This is a genomic window from Mesorhizobium marinum, from assembly GCF_040813675.1.
Classification (GTDB): Bacteria; Pseudomonadota; Alphaproteobacteria; order Rhizobiales; family Rhizobiaceae; genus Mesorhizobium_K; species Mesorhizobium_K marinum.
Genome location: NZ_JBFOCI010000002.1, coordinates 367,152 through 387,997, shown reverse-complemented (window position 1 = coordinate 387,997; position 20,846 = coordinate 367,152). Strand labels below are relative to the sequence as shown.

At 65.0% G+C, this 20,846-nt stretch carries 16 protein-coding genes and 1 tRNA gene; 10 read left to right on the top strand and 7 right to left on the bottom strand.

All coding sequences use genetic code 11. The annotated features are described in order from the left end of the window. Window positions 1-26 precede the first annotated feature (26 nt). A complete protein-coding gene (locus ABUE31_RS07375) occupies window positions 27-1,058 on the top strand; it encodes an MBL fold metallo-hydrolase (RefSeq protein ID WP_367722882.1) in 1,032 nt (343 codons plus the stop codon). Between the two features lie 76 nt (window positions 1,059-1,134). Next, window positions 1,135-1,296, top strand: coding sequence for a hypothetical protein (locus tag ABUE31_RS07370; protein ID WP_367722881.1), 162 nt, complete (start codon window positions 1,135-1,137; stop codon window positions 1,294-1,296). Window positions 1,297-1,355: 59 nt separating this feature from the next. Here ABUE31_RS07370 and ABUE31_RS07365 read toward each other — a convergent pair whose 3' ends face one another. From ABUE31_RS07365 to tkt, 5 genes are all read right to left on the bottom strand, one after another. Further along, the gene (locus tag ABUE31_RS07365; RefSeq protein WP_367722880.1) at window positions 1,356-2,246 is read right to left on the bottom strand and encodes a fructose bisphosphate aldolase; all 891 of its coding nucleotides are present in this window, start codon (window positions 2,244-2,246) and stop codon (window positions 1,356-1,358) included. Window positions 2,247-2,365: 119 nt separating this feature from the next. Continuing rightward, window positions 2,366-3,562 (bottom strand): phosphoglycerate kinase, encoded by a 1,197-nt coding sequence (locus tag ABUE31_RS07360; RefSeq protein WP_367722879.1) that lies wholly within the window; start codon window positions 3,560-3,562, stop codon window positions 2,366-2,368. 80 nt (window positions 3,563-3,642) lie between these two features. Further along, complete coding sequence (locus ABUE31_RS07355) at window positions 3,643-5,520, bottom strand: potassium/proton antiporter (protein WP_367722878.1); 1,878 nt, start codon at window positions 5,518-5,520, stop codon at window positions 3,643-3,645. Window positions 5,521-5,697: 177 nt separating this feature from the next. Next, window positions 5,698-6,708, bottom strand: coding sequence for a type I glyceraldehyde-3-phosphate dehydrogenase (gene gap / locus ABUE31_RS07350; RefSeq protein WP_367722877.1), 1,011 nt, complete (start codon window positions 6,706-6,708; stop codon window positions 5,698-5,700). A 148-nt stretch (window positions 6,709-6,856) separates the two neighbouring features. Then, on the bottom strand, window positions 6,857-8,908 hold the full coding sequence (tkt, locus tag ABUE31_RS07345) for a transketolase (RefSeq protein ID WP_367722876.1): 2,052 nt from the start codon (window positions 8,906-8,908) through the stop codon (window positions 6,857-6,859). A 292-nt stretch (window positions 8,909-9,200) separates the two neighbouring features. Between tkt and ABUE31_RS07340 the strand changes: the two genes are divergently transcribed. The 4 genes from ABUE31_RS07340 (at window position 9,201) to ABUE31_RS07325 (ending at window position 13,703) form a co-directional block, all read left to right on the top strand. Beyond that, window positions 9,201-9,473, top strand: a complete 273-nt coding sequence (locus ABUE31_RS07340; protein ID WP_367722875.1) for a DUF4164 domain-containing protein — start codon at window positions 9,201-9,203, stop codon at window positions 9,471-9,473. 4 nt (window positions 9,474-9,477) lie between these two features. Further along, a complete protein-coding gene (locus tag ABUE31_RS07335) occupies window positions 9,478-9,846 on the top strand; it encodes a cell division protein ZapA (RefSeq protein ID WP_367722874.1) in 369 nt (122 codons plus the stop codon). A 101-nt stretch (window positions 9,847-9,947) separates the two neighbouring features. Beyond that, window positions 9,948-12,068, top strand: a complete 2,121-nt coding sequence (locus ABUE31_RS07330; protein WP_367722873.1) for a glycosyltransferase — start codon at window positions 9,948-9,950, stop codon at window positions 12,066-12,068. A 60-nt stretch (window positions 12,069-12,128) separates the two neighbouring features. Continuing rightward, entirely contained in the window at window positions 12,129-13,703 is a 1,575-nt protein-coding gene (locus ABUE31_RS07325; RefSeq protein ID WP_367722872.1) for a glycosyltransferase, read from the top strand. 77 nt (window positions 13,704-13,780) lie between these two features. Here ABUE31_RS07325 and rpoH read toward each other — a convergent pair whose 3' ends face one another. After that, entirely contained in the window at window positions 13,781-14,692 is a 912-nt protein-coding gene (gene rpoH / locus ABUE31_RS07320) for an RNA polymerase sigma factor RpoH (protein ID WP_367722871.1), read from the bottom strand. 201 nt (window positions 14,693-14,893) lie between these two features. Then, on the bottom strand, window positions 14,894-15,925 hold the full coding sequence (locus tag ABUE31_RS07315) for an RluA family pseudouridine synthase (protein WP_367722870.1): 1,032 nt from the start codon (window positions 15,923-15,925) through the stop codon (window positions 14,894-14,896). A gap of 20 nt (window positions 15,926-15,945) precedes the next feature. Here ABUE31_RS07315 and ABUE31_RS07310 point away from each other — a divergent pair, with 20 nt between their 5' ends. The 4 genes from ABUE31_RS07310 (at window position 15,946) to ABUE31_RS07295 (ending at window position 20,767) form a co-directional block, all read left to right on the top strand. Continuing rightward, window positions 15,946-16,329, top strand: a complete 384-nt coding sequence (locus tag ABUE31_RS07310) for a fimbrial protein (RefSeq protein WP_367722869.1) — start codon at window positions 15,946-15,948, stop codon at window positions 16,327-16,329. Then, a complete protein-coding gene (locus ABUE31_RS07305; protein ID WP_367722868.1) occupies window positions 16,326-16,718 on the top strand; it encodes a VOC family protein in 393 nt (130 codons plus the stop codon). Before ABUE31_RS07310 ends, ABUE31_RS07305 begins: the two co-directional genes overlap by 4 nt. A gap of 78 nt (window positions 16,719-16,796) precedes the next feature. After that, window positions 16,797-16,871, top strand: a tRNA-Glu gene (locus tag ABUE31_RS07300). 206 nt (window positions 16,872-17,077) lie between these two features. After that, entirely contained in the window at window positions 17,078-20,767 is a 3,690-nt protein-coding gene (locus tag ABUE31_RS07295) for a PAS domain-containing protein (protein ID WP_367722867.1), read from the top strand. Window positions 20,768-20,846: the final 79 nt, after the last annotated feature.

Genomic DNA, 20,846 nt, shown 5'->3' with positions numbered 1-20,846 from the left:
GGGCCGGATCAGCCAGGGAGCGATCCATGATCTTCCGCCAGCTCTTCGATTCGACGTCGAGCACCTACAGCTATCTCATCGCCAGCAGGCGAGGGGCCGAAGCGCTGATCATCGATCCCGTTCTCGAGAAGGTCGATCGCTACATCAAGCTGCTGAACGAACTCGACCTGCGCCTGGTCAAGGCCGTCGACACGCATCTCCATGCCGACCACATCACCGGGCTCGCCGAACTGCGCGACCGCACCCATTGCATCACGGCCATGGGCGAGCAGACCAAGGCGGACGTGGTCTCGATGCGGCTCGCCGATGGCGACAGGCTGACGATCGAGGGTGTCGGGCTCGACGTCATCTACACGCCCGGCCACACCGACGATTCCTATTCCTTCGCGATGGAAGATCGCGTCTTTACGGGAGACACGCTGCTGATCCGCGGCACCGGCCGCACGGACTTCCAGAACGGCGATCCCAGGCAGCAATACGATTCCATCTTCAACCGGCTGCTCAGGCTGCACGACGACACGATGGTGTTCCCGGCGCACGACTACAAGGGCGACACCGTGAGCACGATAGGCGAGGAGCGGCGCAACAACCCGCGCCTGCAGGTGCCGTCAGTCGAGGCCTATGTGGAACTGATGAACAACCTGAACCTTCCCAACCCGAAGATGATGGACGTCGCGGTTCCCGCCAACATGCATATCGGGCTGCATCAGGAAGAAGTGGCGCAGAAAGGCTGGTCGGTTTCGGCAAGCGCCGCGCTGGGTCTTCTGGGCCGGCCGGACGTGGCCCTTGTCGATCTCAGGGAGAAGACCGAGCGCGAGCGGCACGGCACCATCCCCGGCGCGCTGCACATTCCCTACACGGCGATCGACGACAATGTGAGGCCGGGGGGTGTCCTGCACCAGCTCGGAGCGATGCAGAAGCTCGCGTTCTTCTGCGCGTTCGGCGAACGTTCGGCGATGGCGGTGACATCCGCGCGGGACGCCGGGATTGCCTCCGCGATCCACATCGAAGGCGGCATCGACGCCTGGAAGAAGGCCGGCGGGCCGATCGAGCGCTGAGTCTGGCCGGCGTCGCTCGACCAGGCGGCTGGAGGCTTCGCTTTGACAGCGGGCCGCGCGCCTGCTCAAAGACGGCATGTCGAAAATCCTCGCCCTCGTCATCCTCGGCCTGATGACCGTCCAGATCATCAAACCATTGGGCCTGCCAGGGTTGAGGCAGCGGCGCGATTTCTGGAAGCTCGCGGTTGCAGCGCTCGCCGCCATCTCGCTTACCGTCCTCCTCAGCCACGGCTCATGAAAAAGCCCCGCCTGAGCGGGGCTTTCTGATTATCCGGTGCGGAAGCAGGCTGATGCGCCTCAGCTGGCGCGCGACGCCTCGAAGATACTGTCGATCGCCGAGGCGAGTGCCGTGTCGAACTGCGCGTCGCTCTGGCCCGCCGAAAGTCCCTCGGTCAGCGCGCGCGAAAAGCTGGCGATCATCCCGGCGTTCTGCTTCAGCTTGTCGTTGGCCTCGGCGCGGGAGTACCCGCCGGACAGGGCGACGACGCGCATGACGCGCGGATCGTCGATCAGCGGCCTGTAGAGGTTGGCCTTGGTCGGCAGCGTCAGCTTCAGCATGATCTGCTTTCCGGCCGGCACGTCGGCGAGATGCTTCTTGATCTCGGCAAGCAGGATGTCCTCTGCTTCCGCCTTGTCGGGGATCGAGATCGTGACTTCCGGCTCGATGATCGGAACCAGGCCGTGCGCAAGGATCTGCCGGCCGATGTCGAATTGCTGCTGCACGACGGCCGCGATCCCCGCCGGGTTGGCCGCATCGATCACCGAACGCATCTTGGTGCCGAACACGCCCTTGGCGACGGCGCGCGTCAGCAGCCCGTCCAGGGCCGGCATCGGCTTCATCACCTTTACCCCGTCCTTGGCTTCCGCGAGACCCTGGTCGACCTTCAGGAACGGTACGACGTGGCGCTTCTCCCAGAGATATTGCGCCGTTGGCGTGCCGTCGATGTCGCGGTCCATGGTCTGCTCGAACAGGATGGCGCCCATGACCTTGTCGCCGGTGAAGGCGGGCGACTTGATGATCCGGGCGCGCATCTGGTGAACGAGGTCGAACATCTGCGCTTCGTTCGACCAGGCGCTTTCGTCGACGCCATAAAGTTTGAGCGCCTTCGGCGTGGAGCCGCCCGATTGATCGAGGGCTGCAATGAAGCCGTCCTTCTTCGAGGCCTGTTCGGCCATGTCCTTGTTCATCTACCTCTCCTAGGTGGAACGATTTCCAGGGTTCAATACGTCAAGGCGCGCTTCGACGCCACCATTCCGGGGCCGCTTGCCCGCCCGCGCCTCCGGCCTATCGCAGGGATGCCGGACTGCTATCGGGTCTTGAGCACCTCGACGCCCGGCAGTTCCTTGCCCTCCATCCATTCCAGGAAGGCGCCGCCGGCAGTCGACACATAGGTGAAATCGTCGGCGACGCCGGCATGATTGAGCGCGGCGACCGTATCGCCGCCGCCAGCGACCGACAGCAGCCCGCCGGCTTTGGTGCGGGCGGCCGCATGGCGCGCGACGGCGACGGTGGCCTTGTCGAACGGTGTGATCTCGAAGGCGCCGAGCGGACCGTTCCAGACGAGCGTCTCGGCGCGGTCGATCCACTCGTTGACGGTCTCGACCGTCTTCGGCCCCGCGTCGAGGATCATCGCGTCGGCCGGCACCTTGTCCACGGGCACCACCATGCTGTCCGCGCCGGCCTTGAACTCCTTCGCTACCACGGCGTCCGAAGGCAGGACGATGGCGCATCCGGCCGTCGCCGCCTCGATCATGATCTGCCGCGCCGTCTGGGCCAGGTCGTGTTCGCACAGCGACTTGCCGACGTCCTCGCCGCGTGCTGCGAGGAAGGTGTTCGCCATGCCGCCGCCGATCACGAGCGCATCGACCTTCTTCACGAGGTTCATCAGGAGGTCGAGCTTTGTCGAAATCTTGGCGCCGCCGACGATCGCCACCACCGGCCGGGCCGGATTGCCGAGTCCTCTTTCCAGGGCTTCCAGCTCCGCCTCCATGGTGCGGCCGGCATAGGCCGGCAGGACGGTTGCGAGCCCTTCGGTCGAACAGTGGGCGCGGTGCGCGGCGGAGAATGCGTCGTTGACGAAGATGTCGCCGTTTGCCGCGAGCTTCTCGGTGAACTCGCGGTCGTTCTTCTCCTCACCCTTGTAGAAGCGGGTGTTTTCGAGAAGCGCGATGTCGCCCGGCATCATGGCGAAAATCGCGCCCTCGACCATTTTGCCGATGCAGTCGGGGATGAAGGTGACGTTGCGGCCGAGGACGTCGGACGTGGCGCGCGCGACCGGCTCGAGGGACAGGTCGGGATCGGGACCCTTGGGACGGCCGAAATGGGCGAGAAGGACAACCTTGGCGCCCTTGTCGGAGAGTTCGCGGATTGTCCCGGCGACCCGTTCGATGCGTGTCGCGTCGGTCACCTTTCCGTCCGACATCGGCACGTTGAGGTCGACGCGCACGAGCGCACGCTTGCCTCTGATGTCACCGAGGTCGTCCAGCGTACGGAAGTGGGCCATTGTCGCGCTCCTTGAGGGGAAAAATGCCGCCGGACATTATCGCGAAGCGGCGGGGATGCAAGACGCCGATACCGCGGATTTCAGCTTGTCCCGACCTCGCCGTCGGACTTCGCCTCGGCGGCTGCGGGCGCAGACGAAGCGGTCGCTTCCGCTGCCGCCCTCCTGCGCTTCAGCCTCTCGCGGACGCGGTCGACGAGTTCGGCGGGACTTAGAAACGCCGGGATGGTCACGGTGCTCGGAGACGGTTCAAGCGAGATGCCAACGGAAGTCACGGTCCCCTCCTCGTCGACGTCGCGGACGATGAGGTCGATGGCGCCGAGCGAGACCCGGTCGGCATATTCCGCGTGACCGCCGAGCCGCTGCTGCATCAGTTGCCCGATCGTCAGCTTGCGTTCGGCTTCGGTCAGGCCGGGCTCGTAGTTGGCTTCCAACTCGTCTGCGGAGTGATCCGGATCGACAGCGAAGGCGCCGAAGAAGTCGGCATCGTCGGGATCGACCTCGGTCCTGCTGGCGAACAGCTTGTCGAGCAGGCGGGGATAGCGATCCGACACGAAGATGTAGACATGGTCGCCCGCCACGAGGCGGCCTGCCTCCTGGTATTTCATCGATCGTCCGTCGCGCACGACGAGCGACGGCCGCGCCCAGCGCGGGATGCGCTCGCCGCGCGCGACAGGGCTGCCGGCGACGACGGTGTAGGCGAGCAGCTCGTGATGCGCGGAGCCGGGCAGTTCGAGCTCGACCTTGTCGAGCGGGCCGGTTCTCTTGGGCACGATCAGGCCGAGCCGGCGCGCCAGCGGGCCGATGGTCCAGCCCTGTATCACCAGCGAAACGAGGACGACGATGAACGCCATCTCGAAGATCAGCCTGCCGTTGGCCAGGCCGCCGAGAAGCGGCGTGATCGCGAGCAGGATGGAGACGGCGCCACGCAAGCCGACCCAGGATATGAAGGCCGTTTCCTGGCGCGGAAAACGGAACGGCAGCAGGCAGAGCCAGACTGCGACCGGCCGGGCGATGAAGATCAGGAAGAGCCCGATCGCGATGGCCGCCGGGAGGATGCCGAGAAACTGAGACGGCGTCGCGAACAGCCCGAGGACGAGGAACATGATGATCTGCGCCAGCCAGGAAACGCCTTCCTGGAACCGTTTCAGGCTTGCCGCGGCGCGGATGTTCGAATTGCCGGCGACGAGGCCGGCCAGGTAGACCGCAAGGAAGCCGGAACCGCCTATCGCGCCGCCTGCCGCGAAGACCAGCAGCGAAAGGGCCAGCACGAAGATCGGCATCAGCCCCTGGTCGAGGTTGAAGCGGCCGACGAGGCGGACGATGGCGATGCCGCCGAGCAGTCCGACGATCGCACCGAGACCCATCTGGACGAAGAAGCCGCTGATAAGGTCGACGAGCAGGACTTCTGCGGCCGGGTCGGAGCCGGCCGCGATGATCTCGACCAGCATGATGGTCAGGAAGATGGCGATCGGGTCGTTGGTGCCGGATTCGATTTCGAGTGTCGAGCGGACGCGTTCGCGAATATGCAGGTTGCCGGCGCGCAGCAGGAAGAACACGGCCGCCGCGTCTGTCGAAGCGACGGCGGCGCCAAGCAGAAGCGATTCCAGCCAGCCGAGATCGGTCAGGTAGTAGACGGCGACGCTGACGATGCCCGCCGTCAGGACGACGCCTACGGTGGCGAGCGACAATGCGGGCGCGCCTGCCTGTCGCAGGACGGCTATCGGCGTTCCGAACCCGGATTCGAAGAGGATCAGCGCCAGCGCGAGCGAGCCGACGAAATAGGCAAGCGGGGCATTGTCGAACTGGATGCCGAGCCCGTCCACGCCTGCGAGCAGTCCGAGACCGAGGAATAGAAGCAGCAACGGCGCGCCGAAGCGGAAGGCGATCAGGCTCGAAAACGCTGCGGCCAGGACGAGCGCGGTGCCGATCAGCGTGACGAGATATATCGACTGACCCATTCCGGCGTTGTCCCTCCGACCCTTGTTCGTGGCTTAACGCAGAGTGCGGCGAAGACATGGCGCAGGCAAGGAAACAAGGCCGTTTTTATTGCCCTGATGCGAGATTCCTGCGCTTGAGCCGAAAAACAAAAACGCCCGGACGAGCCGGGCGTTTCGAAAGCGTTGTGGTCCTGAACGTCAGGCGATCGTCTTGGCGAAGGTCGCGGTGACGTCGGCCATGCGGTTGGAGAAGCCCCACTCGTTGTCGTACCAGCCGAGGATGTTGACGAAGTTGCCGTCCATGACCTTGGTCTGGTCGAGCAGGATCGTCGCCGAGTGCGGATCGTGGTTGAGATCGGACGACACCAGCGGATGCTTGGTGTAGGTCATCACGCCCTTGAGCCTGCCGTCCGACGCCGCGACGAGCGCATCGTTGACCTCCTGCACCGTCGTCGCGCGCTTGGCGACGAACTTCAGGTCGACCAGCGAGACGTTGGGGGTCGGCACGCGGATCGAGATGCCGTCGAGCTTGCCCTTCAGTTCCGGAAGCACCAGGCCGATCGCCTTGGCCGCGCCCGTGGAGGTCGGGATCTGCGACAGCGCGGCGGCGCGGGCGCGGTAGAGGTCCTTGTGCATGGTGTCCAGCGTCGGCTGGTCGCCGGTGTAGGAGTGGATCGTCGTCATCATGCCCTTCTCGAGGCCGACGAGTTCGTGCATCACCTGGGCCATCGGCGCCAGGCAGTTGGTCGTGCACGACCCGTTCGAGATGACGATGTGGTCCTTGGTCAGCTTGTCGTGGTTGATGCCGTAGACGACGGTGTAGTCGGCGCCGTCGGCAGGCGCCGACACGATGACGCGCTTGGCGCCGGCGGTGAGGTGGGCGGCGGCCTTGTCGCGCGCGGTGAAGATGCCGGTGCACTCGAGCGCGATGTCGACGCCCAGTTCCTTCCACGGAAGCTGGGAGGGATCCTTGATCGCGGTGACCTTGAACGTCTCGCTGCCGATGGAGATCTGGTCGCCGTTGACCGTCACCTCATGCGGGAAGCGACCGTGCACGCTGTCATAGCGCAGCAGGTGCGCATTGGTCTCGACCGGGCCGAGATCGTTGACGGCGACGATGTCGATGTCCTTGCGGCCCGATTCATAGATCGCGCGCAAGATGTTGCGGCCGATCCGGCCAAATCCGTTGATTGCAACTCTGACTGCCATGTCATTCTCCTGCAGCGCTTGGGAAGGGTCGCCGCTTCATAGCGGCGAACGCAGAAAGAATCCAGACATTGGCGGCGCGAATTTAAATCGATTAGCTGGCGCCGGCGATTCGCCGTGCGCCAGCGTCCAACCGGACTGGCGAAACGCGTCAGGGGTGAGGGCGCGCCGGTTCGCTGGCGGGGATTGCGCGAGCAGCCTCGCCTTTCGGAACGCCGTTCTTCACGCGCTCCGCAGCGATCGTCGCCACGGCTTCCGCGGTGATGCCGAAATAGCGGTAGAGGTCCTTTGCCGGTGCGCTCGCGCCAAAGCCGGTCATGCCGACGAAGGCGCCGTCGGACCCGACGAAGCGGTCCCAGCCGAAACGAAGCGCGGCCTCGACCGCGATCCTGACCGGCGCAGTGCCGAGCACCGCCTCCCGATAGGCCGCGTCCTGCTCCTCGAACAGCTCGAAGCACGGCACCGAGACGACGCGCGTCGGCGTGCCGTCCTTCTGCAGCAGGTCGCGCGCGTCGAGGGCGATCTCGACTTCGGAGCCGCTGGCGAAGATGGTCACTTTCGCATCGCCGCCCTCGGCGGCTGCCAGTTCGTAGGCTCCCTTCGCCGACAGGTTTTCGGCGACGTAGTCGGTGCGGACGGCGCGCAGGTCCTGGCGCGTCAGCACGAGTGTCGACGGTGCCTTCGTCGAATGCAGCGCGGCCTGCCAGCATTCGGCGGTTTCCATCGCGTCCGCCGGACGGAAGACGAGATGGTTGGGGATGGCGCGCATCGCGGCCAGATGCTCGACCGGCTGGTGCGTCGGCCCGTCCTCGCCGAGCCCGATGGAATCGTGCGTCATGACGAACAGCGAACGGATGCCCATCAGCGACGCCAGGCGAAGTGCCGGCCGCGCATAGTCGGTGAAGCAGAAGAAGGTCCCGCCGTAGGGGATCAGTCCGCCATGCAGCGCGATGCCGTTGATCGCAGCGGCCATCGCGTGCTCGCGGATACCGTAGTGGACGTAGCGGTTGCCGTAGTTTCCGGCCGACAACTCCTTGGTCTGGCTTGTCTTGGTGTTGTTCGAAGGGGTCAGGTCGGCGGAGCCGCCGATGGTCTCGGCGAGCGCGCCGTTGATGACCTCCAGCGCCATCTCCGAGGACTTGCGGGTCGCGACCTTCGGCTTGTCCGCGGCGAGCTTCTGCTTGTAGGCGGCGATGGCGGCGTCGAAGCCGTCATGCAGCTTGCCGGACGCGCGGCGCTCGAATTCCGGGCGGCGATCCCCGGAAGCGGCGACCCGCTTGTCCCAGTCGCCGCGCGGCGCAGCGCCGCGGGCGCCTGCCTCGCGCCAGGCCGACAGGATGTCGTCGGGCACGACGAAGGGCGGAGCATCCCAGTTCAGCGCCTTGCGCGTCGCTGCGATCTCGTCCTTGCCGAGCGGTGAGCCGTGCGCGGCCTTGGTGCCGGCCTTGGTCGGCGCGCCGAAGCCGATCGTCGTCTTGGCGGCGATCAGCGTCGGCTTGTCCGACTTCTGCGCCGTCTCGATGGCGGCCGCGATGGCCTCGGGATCGTGCCCGTCGATGTGGAAGGCGTTCCAGCCGGACGCCTTGACGCGCGCGACTTGGTCGGTCGAATCGGAGAGCGACACCGGGCCGTCGATGGAAATGTTGTTGTCGTCCCAGAAGACGATCAGCTTGTTGAGCTTGAGGTGGCCGGCGAGCGCGATGGCTTCCTGGCTGATGCCCTCCATCAGGCAGCCGTCGCCGGCGATGACGTAGGTGTGGTGGTCGACGAGATCGTCGCCGAACTGCGCATTCATCACGCGCTCGGCGAGCGCCATGCCGACCGCGTTGGCGATGCCCTGTCCGAGCGGGCCGGTGGTCGTCTCGATCCCGCCGGCAAAGCCGTATTCCGGGTGGCCGGCGGTCTTGGAACCGAGCTGACGGAACCGCTCGATCTCGCCGATCGTCATGTCTTCGTAGCCGGTGAGATAGAGGCACGAATAGAGCAGCATCGATCCGTGGCCGGCCGACAGCACGAAGCGGTCGCGGTCGGGCCAGTTGGGGGCCTTGGGGTCGAATTTCAGGTAGCGCGTAAAGAGGACGGTCGCGATGTCGGCGCATCCCATCGGCAGGCCGGGATGACCGGAATTCGCCTTCTCGATCGCATCCATCGAAAGGAAACGGATGGCATTGGCCATACGGTCGTGCTGGTCTCGCGAGGCCATGGTTCCTCCGTGTCGGATTGAAAGAGGCGAGCGCTGGATTGAATCGCGCGACACATAGCAGGAGCCGCCTCGGAGTCAACAAATTGAAGGCCGTCAGGTCCCTGCTTGCCTGGTCAGGGTCCGCCCGCCGCGTCGTCGTTCCCTAGCGTCAGTTTCCGCTGTCGCAGCGTTTGTCGGGGACAGCCCGCAGGCCCAATATTGACGGCCACTTCACACAGTGCCTAATGTTTCCAACATAAATCGTTCTATATGCGAGCGATTCGGTGATGGGCGGGTCGGATACACGGGAACCATGACCGGGGAAGCCACCTTGAAGGAAGTACTCGCCCGTCTGGGGCGGGCGATGGATACGCTCGATGCGGCCGTTGCCGCGCGCCTTGAGCAGGAGCAGGACTATTCCGAGGCCGAGGCCGAGGCACAACGCCTCAACGCCGACCGGGCGCGGCTGGCGCAGGAACTCGACAATTCCGAGGCACGTGGCGACAGGCTCGAGGAAGCCAACAAAGAAGTCTCGCGCAGGCTGGTAACCGCGATGGAAACCATTCGCGCGGTGCTGGACAGGTAGGATCATGGCGCAGGTTACGGTCACAATCGACGGCAAGGCCTATCGCATGGCCTGCGACGAGGGGCAGGAAGAGCACCTGGTCGGCCTCGCGCAGCGTTTCGATCGCTACGTCTCGCATCTCAAGGAATCATTTGGCGAGATCGGCGACCAGAGGCTGACGGTGATGGCCGGCATCATGGTGATGGACGAACTCTCGGAAATGCAGAAGCGCCTGATGGGCATGGAGAGCGAGATCGCCACGCTGCGCAAGACGCGCGACGAAGCGCTGAGCAAGGCGGACAAGAACGATTCCGCGCTAACCGGCGCGCTCGGCGGGCTCGCGCAGCGCATGGAAACGCTCGCCGAGAAGCTGGCCGTGAAGCCCGCAGGATAGCCGGGGTCCTCCCGGCCGGCGGCGGGGCCTGAGCAAACCCGGCAGCCGGCCGTGCCGCCGCACTCCTTCCATCGAAGCGAAGCCATGTCGCAGCAGCCAGCATGATATCGGTCATTATTCCAGCAAGGAACGCTGCCGGGACGATCGGCGCCACCTTGTCGAGCCTGAGTCCCGATCGCGCCTTGATCGGCGAGATCCTGCTGATCGACGACGGTTCCGAGGACGGCACCGGTGCCGCGGCGGAGGCGGCCGCGCGCGAACTCGCGCTGCCGCTTTCGGTCGCGCGCGTCAGCGCCGGAAGCGCAGGCGCGGCCCGCAACGCCGGCCTCGACAAAGCATCGGGCGAATGGATCTTCTTCCTCGATGCCGACGACGAAGTCATGCCTGGCGCAGTGGCGGCGCTGCTCAACACCCTGCGTGCGAACCCGGGAGCCGGCCTTGCGGTCGGCGCGTCGATCCATCGGGCGAGCGGGGGCGACAAGCTCAAACTGCCGGGCCGCTATGTGGCGGACCGGGCAGCGAACGTCCGCCGCTACCTCGCCAACGATCTGCGCTCGATCACCGTGGGGAGTGCCCTCGTTACGGCGACGGCGACTGCGGGGGTACGCTTTCCGGAGAGTATCGGCCTCGACGAGGACACGCTGTATTGGGCAAAGGTGCTCTCGCGCACTGGCGTTGCCAGCATCGAGATGCCAGTCCTCGTCTACAACATCGATGAAACGCGAATGGCGGAGCGGTTCGTTTCTGAACCGCGCCGGGTCTTCCTCGACGTTTCGCTTGAACTCAACCGGCTGGCGGAATTCGGGATTGGCAAGGAGGCGTTGCAACACCGGAAGGCCTTCGTCGCGCAGCGGATTGCGCGTCATCTGCTTCGCCGGAAACGCTATCGCGAGGCCGCCGCAATGATGCGTGCGGTGCGCGCGCATCCCAAACTCGGGTCCAGTCTGAAGTCGCTGCAGTATCGGCTGCGCAGTTGGGCCGGAAGAATCAATGCTGTGGGCGTTCGACCACGGCCTCGCAGGGGAGAAGCAGCGCCGGCCCTGGAAAGGATCCTTATCCTGACGGCCGATCCGGCCTTTCCGCCGGTTTCCGGCGGCGACCTCCGCAACCATCAGAACGCCACCGCCGCGGCTCGTTTCGGCGAGGTTGTCGTCGTGTCGGTTGCGCCCCTTGAGGCCGAGGCCTTGAATACGAATGGGTTTCGAATTGAGGCGCTATCGACGAAGAACGAACCACGCAGCCCGTCGCTCGGTGGCCGTCGAACCAGCATCGAGGTCAGGATCCCGCAGGTCGCGCTGGCTAGGCTGCGCGCCCTTGTCGATGACTTTCGTCCTGACACCATCATCGTCGAAGGCATTCCGCTCTTTGCGTTGCTGAAGCCGTTGCGGACTTTGGTGCCACGGCTGATCGTGGATATGCACAATGTCGAGTCCGAACTTGTGGGGCGCATCGGCGCGCGACCGTCTTTCGTCGCTCGGTTGCTTCCCGAGCGCTGGAGCGATCAGGGCCGCATACGCCGCCGAGAGCGGCTGGCGATTGCGATGGCTGATCGCGTCTGGGTCTGCTCTGAAGCCGATCGCAACCTGCTGGCCGAGCTTTTCGGGGGTAGGACGCCGGTCGATGTCGTTCCGAACGGTATTCCGCGTCCCGAACGGATCCCTGCCATCCTGCCGGCGCCGGCGGACAACAGTTCTGGTTGGCCCGTGCTGCTGTTCATCGGGCATCTTGGCTACCAGCCAAACGTCGTGGCGGCCCAAAGGCTCGCTGCGTCGATCCTGCCTAACGTGAGACGCGCTTTTCCGTCCGCGCGTCTCATCCTGGCCGGCCGCAGTCCGAATCCTCAAGTAGCGGGGCTTGTCGCGCTGCCGGGCGTCGAACTGGTGGAAAACCCGCATGACCTCTCGACGCTCTACGAGCAAAGCCACGTGGCCGTTGTTCCGCTGTCGTCCGGAGGGGGCACGAGGATCAAGATCCTGGAGGCGGCAGCTGCGGGGCTGCCTGTCGTCGCCACGCCAGTCGGCGCGGAAGGTCTGGCATTTGAGCATGGCGACGACATTCTGATTGCTGATTCGGACGAAGAGTTGGCGGCGTGCGTCGTCGAACTCTGCTCTGACCCGGGGCGCTTCGAGCGCCAGCGGCAGCGTGCTTTCGAACAGGCCCGGCGCTTGTACGGATCGACGGCAATCGAGGCAGCGGTTGCAAAGGGACTGGTCTCGTCCTGAGGCACTGACTAGACTGACCGCGATCACAGTGCACCTCTTCACCGACTCAAAGGCGTTCGCTTGATTCCCCCGATTCTCCACCAGACCTGGAAGACCGACGACATACCCGACCGTTTCCGCGGATGGGTCGAAAGCTGGGAGCGGTACAATCCGGGTTGGACGCGGATGTTCTGGAACGACCGGGCCTTGCTCGATTTCGTCGCCGAGCACTACCCCGACTTCCTGGAAACCTTCTGCAGCTACAAGTTAGGCATCCTGCGCGCCGATGCCGGCCGCTATATGCTGCTTCATCACTTCGGCGGTATCTACGCGGACCTTGACTGCGAATGCGTGGCGCCCTTCGACGCGATCATGGACGAAGACCGTGTCGTGCTTTGCAAGGAGCCGGCGCTGCATACGCAGGAACAGACCTTTCGCGGCCTCCCTCATCTCCTGTTCAACGGTACGATGGCGAGCCCGCCGGGGCATCCGTTCTGGATGCATCTCCTCTCGTACCTGCCTGGACTGGCGGATTCGATAGACGTGCTGGACGCGACCGGACCGTGCGTTCTCACCTCGGCGCAATTGAGCTTCCCCGACCAGGCCAGCATCGCGATCCATCCCTCGACCCTGTTCGCGCCGCTCGACAGGGACGGGGTGAGGGACCAATCGGGGGAAGCCGAGCGGGTCGGAACACTTTCCGTGCATCACTGGGCCGGAACCTGGGTCGATGGATATGTCGCCGCGAAGTGGAAGGGAGTGCTCAAGAAGCAGTTCTACCGCACGCGCTATCTTCTGACCCGGGGCGAGCAGGCGAATGCCGACGAACTGAGAAGTCGTGTCGATGCCAGCGTCATCAGCAAACCCGTGACGACTGGATCGAACGTCGCCCTGCTCGTGCCACTTCGCGACGCGGCCCAGCATGTCCGGCCGTTCCTCACGGCGATCCAGGCGCTCGACTATCCGGCCGAGCGCATCAAGCTCGTCTTCTGCGAAGGCGACAGTACGGACGGGACCTGGGAGGTTCTGTGCGAGGCAGTCGAACCGCTACGCCGATCGTTCCGGGATGTCGTGCTTCTTCAGGACACGGTCGGCATCGCCTATGATCGGGAAAAACGGTACAAGCCGAGGTTACAGCGAAAGCGGCGTTCCGCGATCGCCAAAGTGCGCAACCATCTTGCGCGGCACGGCCTGGACGAGAGCGACGACTGGGCCCTTTGGATCGACGTCGATGTCTGGAAATTCCCGAGCGACATCGTCTCCACCTTGATCGCGCAGGGCCGCAAGATCGTCGCTCCCAATTGCGTGAAGGTGGCGGCAGGCCCAAGCTTCGACAGAAACAGCTTCGTGGCGACCAGGTTCGACCGCGACTACCGCTACTACAGATCGGTTGCCGGCGGCGTTTATCAGCCGTCGGAGGGCTTCTTCGGGCGCAGGCATCTGTCGGATCTTCGCCACCTTGATCGGGTGGACCTGCACGGCGTCGGAGGAACCATGCTCCTCGTGGACGCGGCCCTGCATCGCGGTGGCCTGCTGTTTCCGGAAAAGCCCTACAAGGACCTGCTTGAGACCGAGGCATTCGGCGTGCTGGCGCGCGACCTCGGCGTCACGCCGCTCGGGCTGCCCCGCGTCGAGATATTTCACGTGCCCTGGTGATGGGCAGGCGACCTTAACGAAAAAGCCGCGCCGGTTTCCCGGCACGGCTTTGCTTTTGAGTATTCGTTCGCGGCTCGCTACGCCGCCGGTTGCGCGTCGATCGTCCGAAGCGACTGGGCCTGGCGCTTGGCGGCCGCCTTGACGGCATCCTGCACCTTCTCGAATGCGCGCACCTCGATCTGGCGCACGCGCTCGCGGCTGATGTCGAACTCGGTCGACAGTTCTTCCAGCGTCATCGGGTCCTCGGCGAGGCGGCGCGCCTCGAAAATGCGCCGTTCGCGCTCGTTGAGCACCGACATCGCCTCCGACAGCATGGCGCGGCGATTCTCCAGTTCGTCCTGCTCGACGAGGATCTCCTCGGCATTGTCGTGGTCGTCGACGAGCCAGTCCTGCCACTCGCCGGATTCGCCTTCCGTCGCGCGAATGGGCGCGTTGAGCGAGGCGTCGCCGGACAGGCGCCGGTTCATCGACACGACTTCCGCTTCCGACACGTTGAGCCGGGTGGCGATCTCGGCGATCTGGTCGGGCCGGAGGTCGCCGTCGTCGAGCGCCTGGATCTTGCCCTTCACCTTGCGCAGGTTGAAGAACAGCCGCTTCTGGTTGGCGGTGGTGCCCATCTTAACCAGGCTCCACGAACGCAGGATGTATTCCTGGATCGAGGCCTTGATCCACCACATGGCATAGGTGGCCAGCCGGAAGCCGCGCTCCGGTTCGAACTTCTTGACGGCCTGCATGAGACCGACGTTGCCTTCCGAGATCACCTCGCCGATCGGCAGGCCGTAGCCGCGATAGCCCATGGCGATCTTGGCCACCAGGCGAAGATGGCTGGTGACGAGCTTATGGGCGGCGCCGGTGTCCTCGTGCTCCTGATACCGCTTGGCGAGCATGTACTCTTCCTGTGGCTGGAGCATAGGAAAGCGACGGATTTCCTCGAGATAGCGGCTGAGGCCGCCTTCCCCGGAAACGATACTGGGCAGTGACTGGGCCATGATAGCGCCCTCCTCTCTCTTGGTTGCCCCCTGAACAAGGCGGGCATGCGGCCCGACCGCATTCGCGCGCATCGAGCCAACCGACATATATAGGAACAAAACCGGAAAATACAGGATTTTGTTCAATCTTAAACAGATTGTAATGTTCCGGTTGGTGACGCCAGCGCCAAGTCTTGAACCTCGTTTCAGCGCCGCTGAAGCTCAAATTCCGCGGAAGCCGGCGACAAGCGCCTCCATGTCGGAGGGCAGAGGCGCCTCGAAGCGCATCATGGCACCGGACACCGGGTGCGCGAAGGCAAGAAGTTTCGCGTGCAGGGCCTGGCGCGGAAAATCCTTCGCCATGGCGCGCAGGGGGTCGGGCAGGCGGTTGACCTTGGTGCGGAACGCCTGGCCGTAGTCCGGGTCGCCGACGACGGGATGGCCGATATGCGCCATATGCACCCGGATCTGGTGCGTCCGGCCGGTTTCCAGCCGGCATTCGACGAGCGCTGCGAGTGGCGCGTCCAAACGGCCGAAGCGTTCGAGCACCGCGTAGCGCGTGATCGCGTGGCGCGCGTCGGCGCGTCCGGCCGGCACCACCGCCCGGCGGATGCGGTCGGCGGCGCGCCCGAGTGGCGCATCCACGACGCCCTCGCTGCGAGCGGGCGCGCTCCATACCAGGGCGACATAGGCCCGCTCCAGATCTCCCGTCAGGCCGTGATCGGCGAATGCTTCCGAAAGGCTGCGGTGGGCGCGGTCGGTCTTGGCGACCACCATCACCCCCGAAGTGTCCTTGTCGAGCCGATGGACGATGCCCGGCCGCTTGACGCCTCCGATGCCCGACAGGCTGTCGCCGCAATGGTGGATCAGCGCGTTGACGAGCGTGCCGGTCGGATTTCCGGCGCCGGGGTGTACGACCAGTCCCGGCGGCTTGTTGACGACGATGAGTTCGTCGTCCTCGTAGAGAATATCGAGCGGGATGTCTTCGCCCGCCGGCTGTGCCGGCTCAGGCTCGGGCAACCGGACCGAGATTGTGTCGCCGGCCTTCAGCCGGCGCCCGGGATCGCCGACCGGTCCGCCATTCAGTTCGACCGCACCCTGGCGCACCAGCGCCTGCACGCGGCTGCGGGAAAGGTCGGGCGCGAGCTTACCGGCCAGCCATTGATCCAGCCGTGCGCCGGCTGCCTCCGCCTCCGCGGTGAGGCATTGCGCCCCTATCAATTCGGCAAGCTCTTCGCTATCAGGTTCGCGCATCGGGCATCCGGATTTTGAACATGGCGCGGCCGGCATTCGAAGAAGACGAGGAGAAACCGCTGGATCCGGCGGTGGAGAAGGTGCGCAGGAAGCTGGTTCGCTTCGTCGCCATCAATCTAGGCCTGCTGTTCCTCGCCCTTATGGCCGTGGTCGCCGCGCTTGTCTACAAGTCGCTCGGCCCGGCGCAGCCGGAAAAGGCCGCTGAGGAAACCCAACTCCAGCCCACCGGGGAGGTGGCACAGGGCCGCATTCCGGTGCCATCCGGCGCGCGGATCGTCTCGCAGTCGCTGTCGGGCAACCGCATCTCGATGGACCTCGAACTGCCCGACGGCAGTCGCGCCATCCAAATCTACGACGTTCAATCGATGCGCGCGATCGCCCGTTTCACCGTGGTCGAGGAATGAGCGGACGACGCCTCGCCACCGTCGCGGTGGTTGTTCGCGACTACGACGAGGCGATCGCCTGGTATGTGCAGAAGCTCGGGTTCGCGCTCGCCGAGGATGTCGATCTCGGCGCGGGCAAGCGCTGGGTGGCGCTGTCGGCCGGATCGGACGGTGCGCGGCTGCTGCTTGCCCTGGCCGATGGCGCGGAACAGGCAGCGCGCATCGGCGACCAGACGGGCGGGCGCGTGTTCCTGTTCCTCGAGACCGACGATTTCGCGCGCGATCACGCCGCAATGCTGGCGAAGGGGGTCTCGTTCCGCGAGGAGCCGCGCCGCGAGAGCTACGGCACCGTCGCAGTCTTCGCCGACCTCTACGGCAATCTCTGGGACCTCATCGAACCCAACGTCTGAGCCCTCCGTCGCGTCCGCGACAGTCGTGCAAGAGGCATGTTGCATTTTCCCGGCGACCATCCTATATCGCCGGTTCCCGCGCCCATCGTCTAGCGGTCAGGACGGCGCCCTCTCACGGCGCAAACCGGGGTTCGATTCCCCGTGGGCGTACCAATCCTTCTTCTCCCAATTGCTGCTGCTTCCAACCGGGACCATGTTCGCCGGTTTCCGGCTGCCGCGCGGCAGGATCAGCGTCGAAGCCGCTATCAATTCGCGACAGTTCCGGCCGCTGAAATCATGGTTAGTCAATCCTTAATGCTTGTCGAGCACAGTTTCGCCGAGGAAGCCGGGGCAGACCGTCGCGGTTCGGGATGGAACCTATGGCGGACAGCGGGGACGCGGAGCGCGCAACGTCGGCGAGGTCGTATGTTCGGGCGAGGGGAGCGGAGCCCTGCCTGCAACGCGAGTTCTCCTGCAGCGAGGTTTTCGAACTGGCCGACGCAGGCTCGGACTGGATCTGGGAAACCGACGCCGAATTGCGCTTCTCCTGGCTGTCCGAGAACTACCAGTCGGCTACGGGCGTCCAGGCCGAAACGGTCCTCGGGCGCTTCCGATTCGATTTTCTGAGGGCGCGAGAGGGCACCTCTCCCGAAGCGGAAGCACATCTCGCCGATCTTCAGGCGCGTCGTCCCTTTCGCGACTTCGTCTACGAGTTCACCGCCGGAAACCCCGATTGCCGCTGGGTCTCGATCACAGGCTTTCCGAGGTTCGGACCGGACGGCGCTTTCCTCGGCTATCGCGGCATAGGCCGCAACGTCACGGCCCTGGTTGCGCCTTTCGAGGCAGCGCTGGAACGCTCGCGGCTGGCGGAGTCCGTGCTGAACTCGGTCAAGGACCCGATCTTCGTCAAGGACGAGCACCTGCGTTTCGTCTTCGTCAACGAGGCCTTCGCGACGCTTTCGGGCGTCGCCCCGAAAGACATGCTCGGCAGGCTGGGCGGCGACTTCCTGCCGCCCGACATCGTGGCCGGCTTCGAGGATTCGGAGCGGCAGGTGCTCTCGACCGGCGAGCCCTATGAAACCGAGGAGACCTTCGAGTTCGCCGGCATCGGCAGGTCGCGCGTGGTGCGCAAGCACCGGGTGGAACCGGGCGGCGACCAGCGCTACGTCGCCTGTTTCGTGTTCGACGTAACCGAACTCAAGGGCCGCGAGACGGAAGCCGAAGAGGCGAGAGGCCGGCTGGCCGACGTGCTGGAGTCGCTGCCGGCCGGCGTCCTCATCTATGACAAGGACGACGGGTTCGTGCTTGCCAACCGGAAGCTCAAGGAATCCCTGCCGGGGCTCGAGCCGATCTGGAAGCCGGGCTTTTCGTTTCGCGACGCTGCCGCCTACGGGCGGGAGCGCGGCTACTTCCGGTCGAGCGGCAATGCCGAGGTCGACGCCCTCTACGACACCGATGCGGAGGCCTGGCTCGAAGCGTACATGGCGCACCAGCGCCTGCGCCACAAAGTGTTCGAGCGCAGCAATCCCGACGGCCGCTGGTTCCAGGCCATCGACACGCGCGCCGACGACGGCACCTTCATCGGCGTCCGGCTCGAGATTACCGAGATCAAGGAGCGCGAGCGGCAGCTGCGCCGGAGCATGCGCAAGACGGAGCTTTATCGCCACGTCCTCGACGAACTGCCGGTGCCGGCCTACGTCAAGTCCGGCGATCTGACGTTCGAGTTCGTCAACAAGGCCTGGACCGAACTGACCGGCGTGTCGAAGGAACAGGCCTCGGGCATGACCGACCGCGACTTCTTCGCCGAGGAGGGCGAGGGCTTCGCAGCGCGCGACCTCGCCGTCCTGCGAAGCGGCATCGCCAACGAGACCGAGGAAACGCTGACGCAAGCCGATGGCACGTCGCGCCAGTTGATCGCCAAGAAGAGCCGGCTCATCGCCAGCGACGGCACCGTGCATCTGATCGGGTCGAGCACCGACATTACGGATGTGAGAGCGCGCGAGGCACGCCTCGAGCAGAGCCAGCGCGAAAACGAAATCTTCCGCAGCCTGATCGACAACGTGCCGGTGGCGATCTACGCCAAGCGCGACGATCTCCGGCTCGCCTATGTCAACAAGTACTGGACGCACCTGACGGGGGTGCCCTTCGCGGACGCGATCGGCAGGACCGACATCGAGGTGTCGGGCGAGGACGGGCGTGCATTCATGGAAAGCGATCGCGAAATCCTCAGGACCGGGGGCAGCTTGGAGATCGAGGAGACCGTGCGGACTGCGGACGGCGGCATGCGCTTCCAGATGGCGCGCAAGAGCTCGATGGTCGCCTCGGACGGAACGCTTTACCTGCTCGGCTCGACGATCGACATCAGCGAGCAGAAGGAGCGCGAGCGCGAGCTGCAGGACGCCAGGCAGAAGGCGGTGCTCGCCGATCGCGCGAAGTCGGAATTTCTGGCCAACATGAGCCACGAGATCCGCACGCCGATGAACGGCGTGCTTGGCATGGCCGAACTGCTTTCGCGGTCCGAGCTCGATGCCAAGCAGAAGACGTTCACCGAGATCATCGTCAAGTCGGGCAACGCGCTTCTGACGATCATCAACGACATCCTCGACTTTTCGAAGATCGACGCCGGACAACTGGTGCTCGATCCCGCGCCTTTTTCCCTGACCGAGGCGATCGAAGACGTGGCAACACTCGTCTCCACGCGCGCCAAGGAGAAGGATCTCGAGCTGATCGTGCGCGTCCAGCCCGATCTCGGCGACACCTTTGTCGGCGATGCCGGTCGCTTCCGGCAGATCGTCACGAACCTGATCGGCAATGCGGTGAAGTTCACCGATTCCGGCCACGTGCTCGTCGATGCGAGCGGTGAGCCGGCGGCCGGCGGCACACTGATCCGCATCGCCGTCACCGATACCGGCATCGGTATCCCGGCAAGCAAGCTTTCGACCGTGTTCGAGAAGTTCAGCCAGGTCGACGCTTCGTCGACGCGTCGCCACGAAGGGACGGGCCTCGGGCTGGCGATAACCTCGCGCCTGGTGGCGCTGATGGGCGGCGAGATCGGCGTCGACAGCGTCGAAGGCCGGGGTTCCACCTTCTGGTTCACGGTGACGATGCCATCGGCCGAGCGCCAGGACCGGCATGTAACGCCCTCGGACGTCACCGGGGCGCGCATCCTGATCGTCGACGACAACGGCGTGAACCGGCAGATTCTATCGGAGCAGATGGCGTCCTGGACGTTCGACGCCTGCGCCGCCGAAAGCGGCGAGGAGGGGTTGAAGGTCCTGCTGGCGGCTTCCGCCTACGGAGCTCCCGTCGACTGTATCGTGCTTGACTACCAGATGCCGGCCATGACCGGCGGCGAGATGGCGCGCATCGTGCGCACGACGCCGCAGATCGCCCATACGCCCATCGTCATGCTGACGTCGGTCGATCAATCGCTTTCGGGAGTAGGCTATCGCAGCCTGGCGATCGAGGCGCAGCTGACCAAGCCGGCGCGTTCCTCGGTCCTGTTGGAGACGATCGTTTCCGCGATCCAGAAGCACAAGGCGGCGCATGGCGTCGATGATTGCGACGATCAAGTGCCCGCCGAGCCCGTCCGCCTCGACGTCACGCCGCCGCCCGAGCCATCGCATGCGGTGGAGGTCACGGATGTTTGCCGGCTGTCGAATTTGGGCAGCAAGGTGGACATCCTTGTCGCCGAGGACAACGAGGTCAATCAGCTTGTCTTCACGCAGATCCTGACCGAGACCGGCTACAGCTTCCAGATCGTCGGCAACGGGCGACTGGCGTTGCAGGCGTTCCACGACCTCAATCCGCGAATGATCCTGATGGACGTCTCCATGCCCGAAATGAGCGGACTCGAGGCGACGGCTGCCATCAGGGAGGCGGAGACGGACACCGGCAACCGGGTGGCGATCGTCGGCGTCACCGCGCATGCGCTCAAAGGCGACCGCGAGCGCTGCCTGGAATTCGGGATGGACGACTACCTGTCGAAACCAATCAGCCCGAGAGCGCTCATCGGCAAGGTGGAGCGCTGGATCTCGTCTGCTGCCTCGGAGAATCGCTCTGCGATGTGACGAATGCGATATGGTGCGATCACACCATATCGCTCGCGATCCCAGGCGTTAACCATAGGGGCACATTTCGTGCCAGTTC

Bases quoted from the DNA above. Each gene is read 5' to 3' on its own strand.
- ABUE31_RS07375 (WP_367722882.1), top strand. From the start codon at position 27: ATGATCTTCCGCCAGCTCTTCGATTCGACGTCGAGCACCTACAGCTAT.
- ABUE31_RS07370 (WP_367722881.1), top strand. From the start codon at position 1,135: ATGTCGAAAATCCTCGCCCTCGTCATCCTCGGCCTGATGACCGTCCAG.
- ABUE31_RS07365 (WP_367722880.1), bottom strand. From the start codon at position 2,246: ATGAACAAGGACATGGCCGAACAGGCCTCGAAGAAGGACGGCTTCATT.
- ABUE31_RS07360 (WP_367722879.1), bottom strand. From the start codon at position 3,562: ATGGCCCACTTCCGTACGCTGGACGACCTCGGTGACATCAGAGGCAAG.
- ABUE31_RS07355 (WP_367722878.1), bottom strand. From the start codon at position 5,520: ATGGGTCAGTCGATATATCTCGTCACGCTGATCGGCACCGCGCTCGTC.
- gap (WP_367722877.1), bottom strand. From the start codon at position 6,708: ATGGCAGTCAGAGTTGCAATCAACGGATTTGGCCGGATCGGCCGCAAC.
- tkt (WP_367722876.1), bottom strand. From the start codon at position 8,908: ATGGCCTCGCGAGACCAGCACGACCGTATGGCCAATGCCATCCGTTTC.
- ABUE31_RS07340 (WP_367722875.1), top strand. From the start codon at position 9,201: ATGACCGGGGAAGCCACCTTGAAGGAAGTACTCGCCCGTCTGGGGCGG.
- ABUE31_RS07335 (WP_367722874.1), top strand. From the start codon at position 9,478: ATGGCGCAGGTTACGGTCACAATCGACGGCAAGGCCTATCGCATGGCC.
- ABUE31_RS07330 (WP_367722873.1), top strand. From the start codon at position 9,948: ATGATATCGGTCATTATTCCAGCAAGGAACGCTGCCGGGACGATCGGC.
- rpoH (WP_367722871.1), bottom strand. From the start codon at position 14,692: ATGGCCCAGTCACTGCCCAGTATCGTTTCCGGGGAAGGCGGCCTCAGC.
- ABUE31_RS07315 (WP_367722870.1), bottom strand. From the start codon at position 15,925: ATGCGCGAACCTGATAGCGAAGAGCTTGCCGAATTGATAGGGGCGCAA.
- ABUE31_RS07310 (WP_367722869.1), top strand. From the start codon at position 15,946: ATGGCGCGGCCGGCATTCGAAGAAGACGAGGAGAAACCGCTGGATCCG.
- ABUE31_RS07305 (WP_367722868.1), top strand. From the start codon at position 16,326: ATGAGCGGACGACGCCTCGCCACCGTCGCGGTGGTTGTTCGCGACTAC.
- ABUE31_RS07295 (WP_367722867.1), top strand. From the start codon at position 17,078: ATGGCGGACAGCGGGGACGCGGAGCGCGCAACGTCGGCGAGGTCGTAT.